The sequence below is a fragment of the Bradyrhizobium sp. 482_C4_N1_8 genome, from assembly GCF_052075965.1.
GTDB classification, from domain to species: Bacteria; Pseudomonadota; Alphaproteobacteria; order Rhizobiales; family Xanthobacteraceae; genus Bradyrhizobium; species Bradyrhizobium barranii.
The window spans coordinates 8,047,665-8,062,745 of sequence record NZ_CP197231.1 but is presented as its reverse complement, the minus strand read 5'-3'; the positions used below and the strand labels follow the sequence as shown (position 1 = coordinate 8,062,745).

General features: G+C 65.3%; 16 protein-coding genes. 7 read left to right on the top strand and 9 right to left on the bottom strand.

Annotation, left to right across the window (positions count from 1 at the left end; translation table 11 throughout):
• Nucleotides 1-54 precede the first annotated feature (54 nt).
• On the bottom strand, nucleotides 55-834 hold the full coding sequence (locus AB7Z56_RS38265) for a protein phosphatase CheZ (protein WP_063985625.1): 780 nt from the start codon (nucleotides 832-834) through the stop codon (nucleotides 55-57).
• A 314-nt stretch (nucleotides 835-1,148) separates the two neighbouring features.
• Between AB7Z56_RS38265 and AB7Z56_RS38260 the strand changes: the two genes are divergently transcribed.
• Entirely contained in the window at nucleotides 1,149-1,964 is an 816-nt protein-coding gene (locus AB7Z56_RS38260; RefSeq protein WP_063985624.1) for a L,D-transpeptidase, read from the top strand.
• A gap of 73 nt (nucleotides 1,965-2,037) precedes the next feature.
• On the opposite strand, the gene AB7Z56_RS38255 is transcribed toward AB7Z56_RS38260, so the two are convergent.
• The 6 genes from AB7Z56_RS38255 to AB7Z56_RS38230 form a co-directional block, all read right to left on the bottom strand.
• On the bottom strand, nucleotides 2,038-2,913 hold the full coding sequence (locus AB7Z56_RS38255) for a DUF2076 domain-containing protein (RefSeq protein ID WP_063985623.1): 876 nt from the start codon (nucleotides 2,911-2,913) through the stop codon (nucleotides 2,038-2,040).
• A gap of 125 nt (nucleotides 2,914-3,038) precedes the next feature.
• Nucleotides 3,039-3,884, bottom strand: coding sequence for a ChbG/HpnK family deacetylase (locus tag AB7Z56_RS38250; protein WP_063985622.1), 846 nt, complete (start codon nucleotides 3,882-3,884; stop codon nucleotides 3,039-3,041).
• Nucleotides 3,881-4,927, bottom strand: coding sequence for a glycosyltransferase family 2 protein (locus tag AB7Z56_RS38245; RefSeq protein WP_063985621.1), 1,047 nt, complete (start codon nucleotides 4,925-4,927; stop codon nucleotides 3,881-3,883). Before AB7Z56_RS38245 ends, AB7Z56_RS38250 begins: the two co-directional genes overlap by 4 nt.
• A gap of 85 nt (nucleotides 4,928-5,012) precedes the next feature.
• On the bottom strand, nucleotides 5,013-5,990 hold the full coding sequence (gene hisG / locus AB7Z56_RS38240) for an ATP phosphoribosyltransferase (RefSeq protein WP_063985620.1): 978 nt from the start codon (nucleotides 5,988-5,990) through the stop codon (nucleotides 5,013-5,015).
• A gap of 3 nt (nucleotides 5,991-5,993) precedes the next feature.
• Nucleotides 5,994-7,145 (bottom strand): ATP phosphoribosyltransferase regulatory subunit, encoded by a 1,152-nt coding sequence (locus AB7Z56_RS38235; RefSeq protein WP_028157923.1) that lies wholly within the window; start codon nucleotides 7,143-7,145, stop codon nucleotides 5,994-5,996.
• A gap of 195 nt (nucleotides 7,146-7,340) precedes the next feature.
• Nucleotides 7,341-7,565: a hypothetical protein gene (locus AB7Z56_RS38230; RefSeq protein ID WP_063986705.1), complete on the bottom strand. Its 225-nt coding sequence runs from the start codon at nucleotides 7,563-7,565 to the stop codon at nucleotides 7,341-7,343.
• Between the two features lie 248 nt (nucleotides 7,566-7,813).
• Here AB7Z56_RS38230 and AB7Z56_RS38225 point away from each other — a divergent pair, with 248 nt between their 5' ends.
• Together AB7Z56_RS38225 and AB7Z56_RS38220 are read left to right on the top strand one after the other, a co-directional pair.
• Nucleotides 7,814-8,266: a hypothetical protein gene (locus tag AB7Z56_RS38225; protein WP_223153845.1), complete on the top strand. Its 453-nt coding sequence runs from the start codon at nucleotides 7,814-7,816 to the stop codon at nucleotides 8,264-8,266.
• Between the two features lie 10 nt (nucleotides 8,267-8,276).
• On the top strand, nucleotides 8,277-9,287 hold the full coding sequence (locus AB7Z56_RS38220; RefSeq protein ID WP_441256767.1) for a helix-turn-helix domain-containing protein: 1,011 nt from the start codon (nucleotides 8,277-8,279) through the stop codon (nucleotides 9,285-9,287).
• Between the two features lie 56 nt (nucleotides 9,288-9,343).
• On the opposite strand, the gene AB7Z56_RS38215 is transcribed toward AB7Z56_RS38220, so the two are convergent.
• A complete protein-coding gene (locus tag AB7Z56_RS38215; RefSeq protein ID WP_063985618.1) occupies nucleotides 9,344-10,108 on the bottom strand; it encodes a 16S rRNA (uracil(1498)-N(3))-methyltransferase in 765 nt (254 codons plus the stop codon).
• Nucleotides 10,109-10,319: 211 nt separating this feature from the next.
• On the opposite strand from AB7Z56_RS38215, the gene AB7Z56_RS38210 reads away from it, so the two are divergent.
• A complete protein-coding gene (locus AB7Z56_RS38210) occupies nucleotides 10,320-10,979 on the top strand; it encodes a hypothetical protein (protein ID WP_063985617.1) in 660 nt (219 codons plus the stop codon).
• Complete coding sequence (gene ubiA / locus AB7Z56_RS38205; RefSeq protein WP_063985616.1) at nucleotides 10,976-11,908, top strand: 4-hydroxybenzoate octaprenyltransferase; 933 nt, start codon at nucleotides 10,976-10,978, stop codon at nucleotides 11,906-11,908. The genes AB7Z56_RS38210 and ubiA overlap by 4 nt, the downstream gene beginning before the upstream one ends.
• 113 nt (nucleotides 11,909-12,021) lie before the next feature.
• On the opposite strand, the gene AB7Z56_RS38200 is transcribed toward ubiA, so the two are convergent.
• Nucleotides 12,022-12,540, bottom strand: a complete 519-nt coding sequence (locus AB7Z56_RS38200; RefSeq protein WP_063985615.1) for a DUF6101 family protein — start codon at nucleotides 12,538-12,540, stop codon at nucleotides 12,022-12,024.
• Nucleotides 12,541-12,816: 276 nt separating this feature from the next.
• Between AB7Z56_RS38200 and AB7Z56_RS38195 the strand changes: the two genes are divergently transcribed.
• Together AB7Z56_RS38195 and AB7Z56_RS38190 are read left to right on the top strand one after the other, a co-directional pair.
• Entirely contained in the window at nucleotides 12,817-14,220 is a 1,404-nt protein-coding gene (locus AB7Z56_RS38195; protein ID WP_063985614.1) for a TldD/PmbA family protein, read from the top strand.
• The gene (locus tag AB7Z56_RS38190) at nucleotides 14,207-15,025 is read left to right on the top strand and encodes a 3'(2'),5'-bisphosphate nucleotidase CysQ (RefSeq protein ID WP_063985613.1); all 819 of its coding nucleotides are present in this window, start codon (nucleotides 14,207-14,209) and stop codon (nucleotides 15,023-15,025) included. The genes AB7Z56_RS38195 and AB7Z56_RS38190 overlap by 14 nt, the downstream gene beginning before the upstream one ends.
• Nucleotides 15,026-15,081: the final 56 nt, after the last annotated feature.

The following is a 15,081-nucleotide window of genomic DNA, read 5'->3' as shown; positions in this document are numbered from 1 at the left end:
AACAAAAACGCCGGCTCTCGCCGGCGTTTTGTTTTTCCGTAATGCCGCGCCCGATCAGTCGAACAGCGCGTCGATGTCGTCCTGCGAGGCGTGGCCGACGTCGCCGGCGAGCTTGGGGCCGTTGAGGAGCTTTTCGTCGTCGCTGCGGGTGTCGGCCGGCGCGGGCACATGGGCCTTGATCGCGTCGACGCCGCCCCAGATCTCCATCATCGCATTGATGTGCTGCTCGATGAACTTCATCGTGGTCATGACCTTGCTGATGCGCTGGCCGGTCAGGTCCTGGAAGTTGCAGGCTTCGAAGATCGAGATGACGCGTTCCTGGATGTCGTCGGCGAGCCGCTTCTGCTGGTCGGCCGATTGCACCTTGGACATCGCGCTGGCCGCCTGGTCGATCGATTCGGCGGCTTCGAGGATCTGCTGGGTCGCCTGCTCGGTGCCGCCGACGACCGCGCCGAGCTCGCCATTGACCTTGGCCATCTCGCCGCCGTCGAAGCTCTTGCCGTGCAGCGTCGCGATCTCGCGCTTGGTGCGGTCGATGGCGTCGTGGATGAGGTCGAGCTCGACCTTCAGCTTCTCGCACTGCTCGATCTGCGCCCGGTAAGTATCGAGCATGGTACGAGCTTCGGAGAGCTCGTGGGCGGTGGAAGCGTCGATCGCCGCCATGGCCGCGCTGCCGGACAAGGGCACGGTGCCCTTCGCCATCTGTGCGCGGATCGCACGCAGCTCCGCCATGATCTCGTTATGCATCGGCGCAGCCTCCTCAATCATTTCGGGGCTGGGCATCTCGCCGACAATAGCCTCCTCGACACGAAAACGTTTGCGGTGAATAGCCATCAGGAACTCCCCCCACCTCACTCACGCGTCTTTGTAGACAGAAGCAATTTAACACGAGGTTCACAGCGGGAACTGTTGCGCGGCCGCACGCGACGGCGCGAAAAGAAGCGATTAACCATGGGCCTGCGGCGTTCATGGAAAATAAACGCTGATCGCCAAATTGCACCCTCGCTCGCGACGTGGTGAATCGAAACGGCTGATACGTTTACCAAACAAAACGGCTTTTGCTCTTTATTGACCACGTCGCGGTCGCCGGTCAGCCATCGGCTCTGCACGACGCATGGGATCTAGACGAAACAGTACAGAGTACGTCGATGTTCAAGAAAATGTCTGTCGCGCTGCTCGGCAGCGCTTGCACCTTCATTGCCGGCGCGAACAGCGCCAGCGCCTTCGACAATAGTGTGCCGAACGATCCGCCCGCGGTGCTCTACCAGCCGCAGGTGCAGCCGGCGCCGGTGCGTGTCGCCTCCAATGCGAATATGGGCGGCGGCTTCATCGAGTTCCTGTTCGGTGACGGTCCCGGCCGCGGCCCGGCCTACGCGCCGCAGCAGCCGGTTTATCAGCAGCAGCCCGGCTATTACGACCAGCGCCGCCTGCCACCGATGGGCGAGCCGCAGATGCAGGGTGGATATCAGCAAGGCGCAGGTCTCCAGCAGGAGGCGGTCGATCCGCGCCAGCGTCCGTTCGATCCGAGATTCGAGAAGCAATCCGTCGACTATAGCGGCAAGGAAACTGCCGGCACCATCGTGGTCGATACGCCGAACAAGTTCCTCTATCTGATCGAGGGCAACGGCCGGGCGATGCGCTACGGCATCGGCGTCGGCCGTCCCGGCTTCACCTGGTCCGGCGTGAAGTCGATCACGGCCAAGCGCGAATGGCCGGACTGGACGCCGCCGGCGGAAATGATCGCGCGCCGGCCCGACCTGCCGCGGCACATGGAAGGCGGCCCGGAAAACCCGCTGGGCGCGCGGGCGATGTATCTTGGCTCGACGCTCTACCGCATCCACGGCTCCAACGAGCCCTGGACCATCGGCACCAACGTCTCCTCAGGCTGCATCCGCATGCGTAACGAGGACGTCATCGACCTCTACGGCCGCGTCAATGTCGGCACCAAGGTCGTGGTGATGTGATCGTCTGACGCTCGACATGAAAACGGCCGCCTCCCGGGCGGCCGTTTTTGTTTGTCGCGCTGATCGGGCAGCCTCACGCGTAGTCGCTGCCGCCATCGTCTCCGCCGCCGAAATCGCTGTCGTCGTCGGCTACGTCCATATTGCCGTTGTCGTGGTCGTTGTCGTCGTAGTTCTGATCGTTGTTGTTGTTGTCCCGGTCGTTCGACGCCTGGTCGGTGAAGCCCTGGCGGGAACCGTCGTCGCGGTCGCGGTTGGAGCCGATGTCGTTGAGACCGGCATCGCGCGCGAGCGAGCCGCCGGACTGGTCACTGCCGCCCCAGGGACTTCCACCAGCGCTGCGGTCGCCGAGCGCGTTGGTGTCGCCGAAGGCCTGCTGGTGCGATCCGCCCATCATGCCGCGGATGCTGGAGAGCAGCAGCGAGCCGCCGACGACGCCGGCCGCGGCTGCCGCCGCGGTGCCGAGGAACGAGCCGCCGCCACCGCCCATCGGCGGAGCGCCATAGCCCTGACCCGGAGCTTGACCGGGACCTTGACCTGGGCCTTGGCCGTAGGCCTGTCCATAAGGAGGCGGCGCGCCGTAACCGGGCTGCGTCTGCGGCATCGCCTGACCGGTGTTCCAGACCGGCCGCGCGTCACGCGGCGGCACGTTCGGAACCGAGCCGCGCGAGGGGCCTCCGCCGAACAGCGAGTCGCGCATGGTATCGAGGAAGCCGCCGGACTGCGCCTGCTCGGGCGCATGGGCCGCTTCCAGCTCCTGGATGCGGTTATGAGCACGCTTCAGCGCTTCGTCCTGCAATAGCGTGGTCTGCACCAGTGCGTAGACCGCGCCGGGCGCCTTGCGCAGCCCGTCGGAGATCGCGGCGATCGCGTCGGGATCCCGCGGTGCATTTTCCAGTTTCGAAAGCCGGTCGAAAAGCTCGTCGACGAGCTGGCGTTCCTGCGGCGTCATGATCAGTCTCCCTCGCTCAAACCAAGCGCGAGGCAGATGTAGGGTTCCATTGTGGCCCCAACAGTGCCGGCCGGATTAAATTTCGGTATGCGACAAGCTGCCCAGCGGCTTGCTTTCCGCCGGTTTCACCCCAGCGTGACGCCGCTGTCGGCCAGCAGGCGCGCAAACCCATCGCCTGAAAGATAAGCATGCTCGCGTTCGCGGACGTCGGTCATCGGATCGAGGCCGGTGAGGACATCGTCGACGAAGCCGGGGTGGCACATCACGAGGCCGCCATCGGGGAGGCCTTCCAGAAACTGCCGCATCAGCGCGCCGAAATCGGCCTCGCGCGTAAAATCATAGGCGCCGGCAAAGCCGGGATTGAAGCCGAGGCCGGCGCTGGCGGCGCGGCGGCGGAATTGCGCGCTCAGGATATCGAGCACCATGGCTTTTGGTGAGGCCAGCCGCTGCACGAGCGGCAGGTCGCGCCCGCCCTGGCGGACCCAGGCTTTCGGCGCGGCTTCGCTGACCGCATCGACAAAGCCGTCACGCACCTGCGGATACAGCTGCACATGCTGGTGGCCGTCGACGAAGTCGGGCGCGCGCCCGAATGCTTCCGCGAACGCCGCCAGCTGCGCCTTGACCTCATTGCGAAAGAATTCGCGGTCGAGCCGGCGCGCAAGGCCGGCGCGCAGCAGCTTCGGGAACGGCACGAACATGTCGCCGTCCAGCGGTCGGAAATGCATGGTGAGCGGCCGGAACGGCGCCGACAATGTCACGTGCAAGCCGATCGCGCAGCGCGGGCTCGCTTTCGCCGCCGTCTGGAGCGCCTCGATCTCGCCGCGCTCGATCGCCGGTCCCACCATCATCACCGAGGTGGCATTGAGACGCCCGCGTTCGATCAGGTCGCGGATGGCCCGATTGACGCCCGGGCTGATGCCGTAATCGTCGGCGCAGAGCCAGATCCGCCGCAGGCCCGCGGCCGCGCTCATTCGGCGGCCGTCCTCTTCGAGGCGTCGTCGGCCTTCCCGGTCTCGAAATGCTTTTCGCTGTGCTCGGCGACGAAGTAGATCGGGCGCGCCTTCAGCTCGGACAGGATCTTGCCGATATATTCGCCGACGATGCCGATCATGATGAGCTGCACGCCGCCGATGGTCATCAGGCCGATCACGAGCGAGGGATAGCCGGGCACCTGCTTGCCCGTGGTCCAGACTTCCCAGAGGATCGAGAGGCCGAACAGGAAGGCGCCGCCGGCGAGGATCACGCCGAGCAGGCTGGCGAAGCGCAGCGGTGCCACCGAGAACGAGGTCACCCCTTCGATCGAAAGACCGAGCAGGCGCGCGGCGCTGAAGGTCGTCACGCCATGGGTGCGCGGCGCGGGCTCGTAATCGACGCGGATCTGGCGGAAGCCGATCCAGCTCGCGAGGCCCTTGAAGAAGCGGTTGCGCTCCGGCAGCTGCCTGAGCGCTGCGACCGCGCGCGGCGACAGCAGGCGGAAGTCGCCGGCGTCTTCGGGGATCTTCTGGCGCGCGCCCCAATTGATCAGCGAATAGAACCCGCGCACGGCGACGCGGCGCAGGAAGGGCTCGTTGTCGCGATGCGCCTTGGCGGTATAGACGACGTCATAGCCGTCCTCGATCCAGTGCCGCACCAGCTGCTCGACCAGGGCCGGCGGATGCTGGCCGTCGCCGTCCATGAACATCACGGCGCCGAGCCGGGCATGGTCGAGGCCGGCCATCAGCGCGGCTTCCTTGCCGAAATTGCGCGACAGCGACACCACCTGAACGTCGACCGCGTCGGCCGGCAGCGACCGGGCGATCGAGAGCGTCGCGTCCGCGCTGCCGTCGTCGACATAGACGACTTCGCAACGCAAGCGATAGCGCTGCTGCAAGGTCTTGGCGAGATCGCAAATGCGCTGGTGCAGGGCGGCGAGGCCCGCCGCCTCGTTGTAGACGGGGACGACAATCGACAACCCCTTCGCGGCGGCACTGGCCGCGGTGGTCGTCATGCCGGAAACGTCAGAGCCCAGCGTCATTGATCAAGGTTCCAGAGGCGTCCATGGTTCTCAACAGCATATGGTAGCTGCCGTTTGCTGTCGCTACGCTGAACGGACCTGAGGCTCACTGCCGCAGGAATGCCTCGAGCTTGGCGAACAGCGGGTTCTCCCGGTCGAACACATAGTCGAGCGAAACCACCGAGACGGTCTCGGCGCCATGCTCGCGCAGGAAGCTCGCCAGCGCATAGAGCTGACCCGGCGGACAGTGCAGCGTCAGCATGCCCGACGAGGTCGGCCCGCCGAACGGGGCTTCGACACCGAAGCGCTCGTGGGCTTCGCCGAGCAGGGCGGCGTCGCATTGCTGGAAGCGGGTGCGGACCTCGCGGTATTTGTTGGCCCGCGCCCTTGCTGCGATGTGATCGAGGATGACGCGCGCGGTCTCCCGCGCCTGCGGCGACCAGTCGGCATCCTTCGAGGCGACCAGATTGGCCTGGCTGCGCAGGATCACGCCGTCGTCGAGCACCCGCAAGCCATTGGCGGCGAGCGTCGCGCCGGTCGTGGTGATGTCGACGATCAGCTCGGCGCTGCCGGCCGCCGGCGCGCCTTCGGTCGCGCCCGCGCTTTCGACGATGCGGTAATCGGTGATGCCGTGGCTCTGGAAGAAGGTGCGGGTGAGGTTGATGAACTTGGTCGCGACCCGCATCCGCATGTGATGCTGCTCGCGGAAGCCGGTGGTGACGTCGTCGAGGTCGGCCATGGTGCGGACGTCGATCCACGCCTGCGGCACCGCGACGACGACGTCGGCATAGCCGAAGCCGAGCCCGTCGATCAGGGACACGCGCTTGTCGGCATCCGCGATGTTCTCGCGCACCAGGTCTTCGCCGGTGACGCCGAGATGCGCGAAGCCGCGCGACAGTTGCGATGCGATCTCGCTCGCCGAGAGATAGGCGACCTCGACATTGTCGAGGCCCGCGAGCGTGCCGCGATAGTCGCGCGCGCCGCCGGCCTTCGACAGCTTGAGCCCGGCGCGGGCGAAGAACGCCTCGGTGTTTTCCTGCAGGCGGCCCTTGGAGGGAACGGCCAGGACGAATGGCGCGCTCATGACTTAAGCTCCCACCTTGCGACCGATCCGGGTCAGCGCGTCGACCCAGACCGAGAAGCCGACCGCGGGGATCGGCTCGGCCGATCCGAGCTGGGTCATCAGCCCGTCATAGCGGCCGCCGGCGACCAGCGGCTCGGCGCCGTTGCCCCTGTGATGCAGCTCGAATTCGAAGCCGGTGTAATAGTCGAGGCCGCGTCCGAACGCGGTCGAAAAGCGCGTCTGCTTCACGTCGATGCCGCGCGCGGCCATGAAGCCGACCCGGCTTTCGAACTGGTCGACGGCGGCGCTGAGGTCGAGCTTCGCGTCCGTGGTGAGCGCGCGGAGCTCGGCGACGGCATCGTCGGGATTGCCTGCGATCGACAGGAAGCGCTTGAGCACGGCGATCGCCTCGCGCGGCAGCGCGCCGCCCTTCAGCGTCGACTGCTCGAGGAAACGGTCGGCGATCTCGGCCGTGGTGCGGCCCCCGACATTGGTGGTGCCGGCGATCGACATCAGATCGGTGACGAAGGCGAGCGCCGCCTTGCGGTCGGAGCCGGCGAGCGCGGCCAGCACACCCTCATATTCGCTGCGGGTCGCGGTGGTCGCGGCCGCCAGCTTCTCCAGATCTTTTTCCAGGCTGATCTTGCGGTTGAAATCCTTGACCAGGCGGCGGCGCCAGACCGGATAGAGGTCGAGCGCATCGAGCAGGGCGTTGAACAGCGCCACGTCGCCGGTGCGAATCTCGACATCGCGGACACCGAAGGCTGCGGTCGCTTCCAGCGCCAGCGCCAGCATCTCGGCGTCGGCCGCGGCGCGGTCCTGGCGGCCGAACGATTCGATGCCGGCCTGCAGAAATTCGCTGGCCTGGCCGCTGCGGTAGCGGAACACCGGGCCGAGATAGCTGAACCCGGCCGGCTGGCCCGCGCGGCTCGAGGTGAGGTAGTCGCGGGCGACGGGAATGGTCAGGTCCGGGCGCAGGCAAAGCTCTTCGCCGGACAGGTCCGTCGTCAGGTACAGGCTCTTGCGGATGTCCTCGCCGGAGAGGTCCAGGAACGGCTCGGCCGGTTGCAGGATCGCGGGCTCGGCCCTGACATAGCCGGCCTGCGCGAACGACAAGAGCAGCGTGTCCGCCCAGGCGGCGGAGCCGGCAGCATTTGAGGTGGCAGTCGCGGTCATAACAGGGGTCCATCGTCCCGGTGGAACCGGGCAGGGCGAAAGAAGGGAGGCGAATTGGCGCAGGCCTTAGCATGGCGCGAAAGCGGTTTCGACCTCCAAAGGATCAATCGCTTAACGGCTTTGGAGGCGGGACGCAGCGATCTGTCAGAAAGTATTTTAGGTATTTTAATACCTAGGGCGGGAGGGGCCTGGCTTTCACTCAGTTTGGCCAGGGAGATCTCTGGGCGCATCGCCAAGCGATGCATCGGTCGAGGCGAAGGCAATCCCTGCGGTTTCGGACGCGGCGTGATCTGCGAGCTCCTCGGCAAGCTCGAGAATTCTCTGCCTCCTGCTCGGGTCCCTTATGCCGAGAAATGCCTTGATGAGCCCTAGCTCCTCGCGTCGCCGCCTGTCCGATGCAACATCGTCGTCCATGGCCATGTCGTCCTGCGCGACAGCCTCATTGCCCGTCGCTGATTCCTGTCCGGGCATGCGACTCAATGCAGCAACCGCAAGCTCAACGTCACATTGAGAAATTGAGGAGGACAGGCAAGTCGTCGCATACTCATATTGGGTATGGCGGATGACCCGTTCGCTGCTGCCTTCGCTTACAATGTGAATGTTGGTTTCGATTCATGCGCAATGCATCAGATGCTATCCGGACGGTCTCGCGACACACGCTGGCCTATATGCTGTTTTCGATCAGCGAGCTGTTCCGGCACTACGACGAATTCGATCCGCTGGACCTATTGATCGTTCATGCGATTCTCAACGCAAACGTGATCAATGTGATGAACGATCCGTCGCTGGACGAGAGATTCTCCAGCATTCACGCGGTCGAGCCGGATGCGATCAAGCAAGGGGTGTCCCGCGCGGCGCTCTCTCGCTTCCTCAGCCTGCCGCTCGAGACGGTTCGCCGTCGCGTGACGGGACTTAAGAGACGAAAGATTCTCGCCGAAACCAAGGCCGGGCTCATCGTGACCGAGCAGAACGCATTCAGGTTTGGAAACAATCACGAACTGCAGAAGACTAATATGCTGCTGCTCACAAAACTGCTTCGCGATCTCAAGCGCGCCGGCATCAACGGGCCGGATGATCTGCGTGCCCCCAAGGGCGCTGCATCGACAAGGAAGGCGAAGTAAGCGGCAGGATATGGATCAAAGCCTTCTCGATACTGCTCGCGATGGAACGCAAAGAACAGCATTAGACGGCTTGCTGTCGTTTCAGGGCCTCAAGCCATCCGCGGCTCTCGAGCTCCGATCGTACGACATCGATCATTTCGGAGAGAGTGAGAGATATGCCGGCGCATCCAGCATGCCGCTGTCGGCGGGGGCGACTGCAATCAAGCGTGCCCAGCTCAGCCTGCCGGTCCTGACGCTGTCTCTGGTGAAGACCTTCCCGCGGATCATCCGCGGTTATGATCTGGCGCACGCCATCGCGGTGGCGGTGCCGATGGACCATGTGACCTCCACCCGCATCAACGGGCAATCAATTGGCAGCTCCATACTCGTTCTCAAGGGGAGATCCGATTGCCTGGTCTATGAGCCGGCGGGGCGTTTGTGGGCTGTCGCCTATTTCAGCCCGCCCGAGCGCGAGCCCTGGTCTCAGCTGGATGACGGCTATCATTTGCTGAGTCCGGCATCGGAAGTACTTGCCTCCCTGCATGGCTCGATTTCCACGACGCTTGAAACCGCGGCACATGATCCAGACTTCCTGAACGAGCCGACGTCGCGAACGGCGGTCGAACAATCCCTGTTCGCCGCAATGGATGCTGCCATTCGGTCCAACGTGAAGCGCGGGCCCATGCACTCCACGACGGACAGCTATCAGCGGATCGTCGCAGAGATGGAACGATTGATCCGCCACGATCTCGCGATCTGGCACAAGACGACCGAACTGGCAGAGCGGGTGGGAGTGTCCGTTCGGACCCTCCAGAGTGCGACGCAGGCCATCTGCGGCATGAGCCCTCATCGCTACAGCCGGGTCTTGCGCCTCTGGTCGGTACGAAAGCAGCTGCGCACCGGCCCGGCTCGTCGCAGTGTGAAGGCCTGCGCAATCGGCCATGGCTTCTGGCATCTGAGCGAGTTCGCAGCGAGCTATAGGGCGGCTTTCGGAGAGCTGCCGTCCGAGACCCTGCATCGGTCGAAGCGAGAGATCATCTAAAGCGCGAACCTGTAGAGCCGCCGCGCGTGAATCGACCTTAGGTTCGCCTGACTAGGTTAGGTGCCGCCCCAGTCGCCCAGCACCGCCTGCACCAGCGCCAGCGCCGCCACCGCGGCCGTGTCGGCCCGCATGATTCGGGGTCCCAGCGCCAGCCGCAGGATTTTCGGCTGCCGCAACAGCAGGGCGCGCTCCTCCTCGGCAAAGCCGCCTTCGGGGCCGATCAGCACGTCGATGCCAACGCTGCCTTGGTCATGTCCGGCTTCGCGCGCGTCTTGCAGGCTCTGAATGGGGTTTTGGACCTCCGCCGCTTCATCGCAGAAGATGAGCAGCCGGTCGGCAGGGCGCTGACTGAGATACCGGTCCAGCGGCACCGGCTCGGCGACCGTGGCGATGCTGAGGATGCCGCATTGCTCGGCGGCCTCGACGACATTGGCGCGCATCCGCTCGGTGTTGACCCGGGAGGCCTGGGTGAAGCGGGTCAGGACCGGCTGAAGCGTGGCAGCGCCCATTTCGATGGCCTTCTGGACCATGTAGTCCAGCCGGGCATGCTTGAGCGGGGCAAAGACGTAGGTGAGGTCAGCGAGCCGGTCCTGGGGCCGGGCCTGCTGGAGGATGACGAGGCCGTCCGGCCGCTTGCGGCCTTCGATCGCGGCCTGCCACTCGCCGTCGCGGCCGTTGAACGCCAAAACCTCGGCCCCGGCGGTAAGCCGCAGCACATTGCCGAGATAATTGCTCTGGTCGCGGTCGAGCGGAACCCTGGCGTCCTGGGCAAGGGGGACATCGACAAACAGGCGGGGGGCACGAAAATCGTGGGAGGGCATCGTTCAAAGGTCCAATTTGCCGCCGTTATTAACCGAAAGCCGCCATTTCGGGGGTAAATATTGCCAAATCGGTGCGTCGGCGCGCCGCGCTCTTGCCCTATTCGACGGGTTGTTAAGGGCCGGCGGGAATCGTAAAATCGCGAGCACGCTGGTTGCGCTTCAATTGGGAAGACGCCAAGCCCCGTAAGCTCCTGCCGGAGAGACTGCCTTGATGATCCGTCATTTGATGGTTCCGATCACTGCCGCCATGGTCACCTTGGGCGCCGCGGGTGCCCACGCGCAGGGCTTCCCTGCGCCGCTGCCTGGCCAAGCCCCAACCAGTTCCGCGTTTCCGCCCGTGAACGGCTCGGCGCCGAGCGCTTCGGTCGGTGCAGCGCCCCAAGGATCGTTTCCCGTGAACGGCGCCGCGCCCGTCGGTGGCGCAGGTGCCTTCAGCGCCGCCCCGCCGACGCAAGGCGGTCCCGGCGAGGACTGCATGAAAACCTTCATGCCGCTGCGCGAGGAAGCCGAGAAGCGCGGCAAGCTGATCAAGGCCGCGAGCGATCGTCACGCCTCGCCGGACGAAGCCTGCAAGCTGATTCGCAATTTCAGCCAGGCTGAGACCAAGATGATCAAGTACATCGAGGTCAACGCTTCGAAGTGCGGGATTCCGGCGCAGGTCAGCGCGCAGATGAAGGACGGCCACAAGAACACCGAGGCCATGGCGACGAAGGTCTGCAACGTCGCGCAGCAGATGCAGAACCAGCCGCGCGGTCCGGCCGGTCCGTCGCTGAGCGAGGTGCTGGGCTCGGGCTCGGCGCCTGAAGCCAATGCCGGCAAGAAGGGCGGCAGCACCTTCGATACGCTCAACGGCAACGTCCTCACCCGATGAGTGATACATCCGCCCGCGTTGCCGATTCCACCGGCAACTGGGTCGATACGCTTGCGCCGCAATGGGCGCGGCCTTATTTGCGCTTGTCCCGCTTCGATCGTCCGATCGGCTCCTGGCTCCTGTTGATGCCGTGCTGGTGGTCGGCGGCGCTCGCGGCGGGCATGGCGCATGATGTCCGCGGCCTGCCCCTCACCATCGTGCTGTTCTTCATCGGCGCCTTCGTCATGCGCGGAGCAGGCTGCACCTGGAACGACATCACCGACCGGGATCTCGACGACAAGGTCGAGCGCACCCGCTCGCGGCCGCTGCCGTCGGGCCAGGTGACGACCAAGCAGGCGCTGGCCTTCATGGTCGCGCAGGCGCTGACCGGTCTCGTGGTGCTGCTGCAATTCAACCGCTTCGCAGTCCTGACCGGCATCGCCTCGCTTTTGATCGTCGCGATCTATCCCTTCATGAAGCGCATCACCTGGTGGCCGCAGATCGTGCTCGGCCTCGCCTTCTCCTGGGGCGCGCTGATGGGATTTGCCGTCACCTTCGGGCGCATCGAATTGACCGCGCTGGTGCTCTATGCCGGATCGATTTCGTGGGTGATCGGCTATGACACGATCTATGCGCACCAGGACGCCGAGGACGACGCGCTGATCGGCATCAAATCCACCGCGCGGCTGTTCGGCGCGCACACGCACCAGGCGCTGATCCTGTTCTACGGGCTTGCGGTGATGCTGATCGGCGTCGCGCTGGCCTCAGGCGATGCGCGCTGGCCGGCCTGGCTCGGGCTTGCGGCGTTCGCCGTGCATCTGGCCTCGCAGATCGTGCGGCTCGATATCAGCGACCCCTTGCTCTGCAAGCGCCTGTTCTTCTCGAACAAGTATGCGGGCTTCCTGCTGTTTGCGGGATTGCTGGTCGACGCGGTGATGCGGGCGGCGTAGCCCGTAGGGTGGGCAAAGGCGCTCTTGCGCCGTGCCCGCCATCTTCCCGGGATTGAGATAAAAAAGGTGGGCACGCTTTCGCTTTGCCCACCCTACGGCACTGTGCGTGCCGTTCAATTCCTTGCGATGATCTCGCGTTCGCCCTGATGAACCGACAGCTCGCGCGTCATGGCGGTGCGCCGGCGCATCAGGAATTTCGGACGGCGGGCGCGGATCGCGTTGGCGCGACGACGGCGCGGCGTCGGCTTGCGGGCACCTTCGTCGAGCTGCGGAAGCGCAAACAGCTCGCTCCAGATCGCCCAGGCCTCGGCGAGCTCGTCGCCATCGTTGCTGACCAGCAGCGGAACGGACAGCGAGGGATCGCGATGCACGAGGACGAGGGTCTGCGCCTCGTCATTGCCGCGCAACGCAACGCCGATGAAGTCGCTGACGCGGACGTTGATCGCCATCTGCATGCCGCGGACGGCACGGCGCAGCACGACACGCTCGCGATGAAGCTCGATCTGCCTGGTGTATCCGTCGGCGCGCGGATCGTGCGCATCGAAGCGGACCGGAAGGGAAAGAGGGTCGAGCCGCAAGCTGCGGCCCGACCCGGCGGGAGCGATCCCGCTTGTTGCTGTTTGACGCCTCACGGCTTTAGTTCTCCCCGCCGGGATTATGTTCCCGGTCGATGCGAGGACCTTAGCGCGCGCCGTTCCGAAACCACTTAAAAAGGCTGGTTAATCCAGCGTCACCGCCGCTCATGATTGACAAGACCTTGGCACGCATGATTGACGAGACGTTGCGCTAGACTTGCGAATCTGAGCTTTTTGCGGGCTGAAAACGCTTGAAGTCCGTACCAATTGGGCACATCTGGTGTTCAGGGCCGGTATCGCCCCGAAACCTCCCGCCGCAACAGGATTTCGTTTGTGAACCCTTCACCAAGCTCGACGCTTTCGCCCCAGGATTCGTCCAAAGCCAATCGCGACCTGTTCGATCAGACCGCGCTCTCCGATCTCGCGCAGCGGCTGGTCGAGGCGGCCAAGCGCGCCGGTGCGGATGCGGCCGATGCCGTCGCCGTGCGCGGCGTCTCGCAGGGCGTCGAGGTGCGTGACGGGCGCGTCGAGGAATCCGAACGCTCCGAGGGCGACGATGTCGGCCTGCGCGTGCTGGTCGGCCAGCGCCAGGCGGTGGTCTCGACCAACGACGTCAGCGGCGATGCCGTGACCAAGCTTGCCGAGCGCGCGGTTGCGATGGCGCGCGTCGCGCCCGACGACAAATATGTCGGCCTGGCCGATCCCGCGCTGCTGGCGCGCGACTTCCCCGATCTCGATCTGCTCGATCCCGACGTGCCCGCGACCTCCGAGCTCGAGCGCCGCGCGCTCGAAGCCGAGGCTGCCGCGCTCGCCGTGAAGGGGGTGACCAAGTCCGGCGGCGCCTCCGCCTCCGCCGGCATGGGCGGCATGGTGCTCGTCACCAGCACCGGCTTTCATGGTTCTTATTTGCGTTCCAGCCAGGGCATTTCAGCGACCGCGATATCGGGCGAAGGCACCGGCATGGAGCGTGATTACGACTTCACCTCGGCGCCGCACGGCGCCGATCTCCTGTCGCCGGAAATCGTCGGCCGTTCCGCCGGCGAGCGTACCGTGGCGCGTTCCAATCCGCGCAAGGTCGAGACCTGCAAGGTGCCGGTCGTGTTCGATCCGCGCGTTGCGGGCTCGCTGGTCGGCCACGTCGTCGGTGCCATCAACGGCGCCTCGATCGCACGCAAGACCAGCTTCCTGAAGGACAAGCTCGGCCAGCAGCTGTTCGCCAGGAACATCCGCATCATCGACGATCCCCTGCGCAAGCGCGGCCTGCGCTCGCAGACGTTCGATGCCGAAGGCGTCGCGGTGAAGAAGATCGCGCTGGTCGACGAGGGCGTGCTGACGACCTGGCTGCTCGACTGCGCGACCGCGCGCGAGCTCGGCCTCACCACCACCGGCCACGCCCATCGCGGCGTCTCGTCCTCGCCGTCGCCCGGGCCGTACAATCTGCATCTCGAACCGGGCACGCCGACCCCGGCCGAGCTGATCGCCGACATCAAGCAGGGCTTCTACGTCACCGACCTGATCGGCTCCGGCGTCAACGGCGTCACCGGCGATTACAGCCGCGGCGCCTCCGGCTTCTGGATCGAGAATGGCGAGCTGACCTATCCCGTCAGCGAAGTCACGATCGCGGGCCATCTGTTCGAGATCTTCAAGTCGATGCAGCCGGCGAACAATCTCGAGTTCCGCTACGGCATCAATGCGCCGACGGTGCGCATCGAGGGTTTGACGCTTGGCGGACGCTGACGCGCATGCAACTGACGAAACCATCCTGACGCGCGACGCGGCGCTGCTGCAGGACGCGGTGCGGGAGGCAGGCAGCCTCGCGCAGTCGATGTTCCGCACCGAATTGAGGACGTGGACCAAGGGCGCGTCCTCGCCGGTGTCGGAAGCCGACATTGCCGTCAACGATTTGCTCGAAGCGCGCCTGCGCTCGGCGACGCCCGATTATGGCTGGCTGTCCGAGGAGAGCGCCGACGACGAGGTGCGGCTGTCGCGGCGGCGGACCTGGGTGGTCGATCCCATCGACGGCACCCGCAATTATCTCGGCGGTCATGACGAATGGTGCGTCAGCGTCGCGCTGGTCGAGGATGCCTCGCCGGTGCTGGCTGCGGTGTTTGCGCCCGCGACCGACGAGTTCTTCTTCGCGGCCCGCGGGCAGGGCACGACGCTCAACGGCAAAGCCGTGCGGGCGGCGTCCGGATCCGCGCTCGACTTCTCCCGCGTCGCCGGCCCGAAGCCGATGGTCGAGCGGCTCAATATTGCTGGCGGCGACATCAAGCTGCATCCGCGAATCGGTTCGCTCGCGCTGCGCCTGTGCCGGGTCGCCGATGGCGTGCTGGATGCGGCTTTTGCCGGGGGCAACAGCCATGATTGGGACCTTGCGGCGGCCGATTTGATCGTGCAGGAAGCGGATGGTAGGATGAGCGACCTCTCCGGAGATCCCATCCTCTATAACCGCCGGGAAGTCACGCACGGGGTGCTGGTGGCAGCGGGTCGCGATCGTCATGCGGGCATCGTCGCGCATTTTCGAAATCGTCCCTTGCCCTGAGTGCGTCCGTCGTGCTTCTCGAACACTGCTTTGCCGGGCAGCCCGTTAGGAACAGA

What these genes read in the sequence shown, in the direction of transcription:
- AB7Z56_RS38235 (WP_028157923.1), bottom strand. Translation starts at nt 7,145, where the DNA reads ATGACCGCGACTGCCACCTCAAATGCTGCCGGCTCCGCCGCCTGGGCG.
- AB7Z56_RS38225 (WP_223153845.1), top strand. Translation starts at nt 7,814, where the DNA reads ATGCTGTTTTCGATCAGCGAGCTGTTCCGGCACTACGACGAATTCGAT.
- AB7Z56_RS38250 (WP_063985622.1), bottom strand. Translation starts at nt 3,884, where the DNA reads ATGAGCGCGGCCGCGGGCCTGCGGCGGATCTGGCTCTGCGCCGACGAT.
- ubiA (WP_063985616.1), top strand. Translation starts at nt 10,976, where the DNA reads ATGAGTGATACATCCGCCCGCGTTGCCGATTCCACCGGCAACTGGGTC.
- AB7Z56_RS38220 (WP_441256767.1), top strand. Translation starts at nt 8,277, where the DNA reads ATGGATCAAAGCCTTCTCGATACTGCTCGCGATGGAACGCAAAGAACA.
- AB7Z56_RS38230 (WP_063986705.1), bottom strand. Translation starts at nt 7,565, where the DNA reads ATGGCCATGGACGACGATGTTGCATCGGACAGGCGGCGACGCGAGGAG.
- AB7Z56_RS38260 (WP_063985624.1), top strand. Translation starts at nt 1,149, where the DNA reads ATGTTCAAGAAAATGTCTGTCGCGCTGCTCGGCAGCGCTTGCACCTTC.
- AB7Z56_RS38255 (WP_063985623.1), bottom strand. Translation starts at nt 2,913, where the DNA reads ATGACGCCGCAGGAACGCCAGCTCGTCGACGAGCTTTTCGACCGGCTT.
- hisG (WP_063985620.1), bottom strand. Translation starts at nt 5,990, where the DNA reads ATGAGCGCGCCATTCGTCCTGGCCGTTCCCTCCAAGGGCCGCCTGCAG.
- AB7Z56_RS38245 (WP_063985621.1), bottom strand. Translation starts at nt 4,927, where the DNA reads ATGACGCTGGGCTCTGACGTTTCCGGCATGACGACCACCGCGGCCAGT.
- AB7Z56_RS38215 (WP_063985618.1), bottom strand. Translation starts at nt 10,108, where the DNA reads ATGCCCTCCCACGATTTTCGTGCCCCCCGCCTGTTTGTCGATGTCCCC.
- AB7Z56_RS38265 (WP_063985625.1), bottom strand. Translation starts at nt 834, where the DNA reads ATGGCTATTCACCGCAAACGTTTTCGTGTCGAGGAGGCTATTGTCGGC.
- AB7Z56_RS38210 (WP_063985617.1), top strand. Translation starts at nt 10,320, where the DNA reads ATGATCCGTCATTTGATGGTTCCGATCACTGCCGCCATGGTCACCTTG.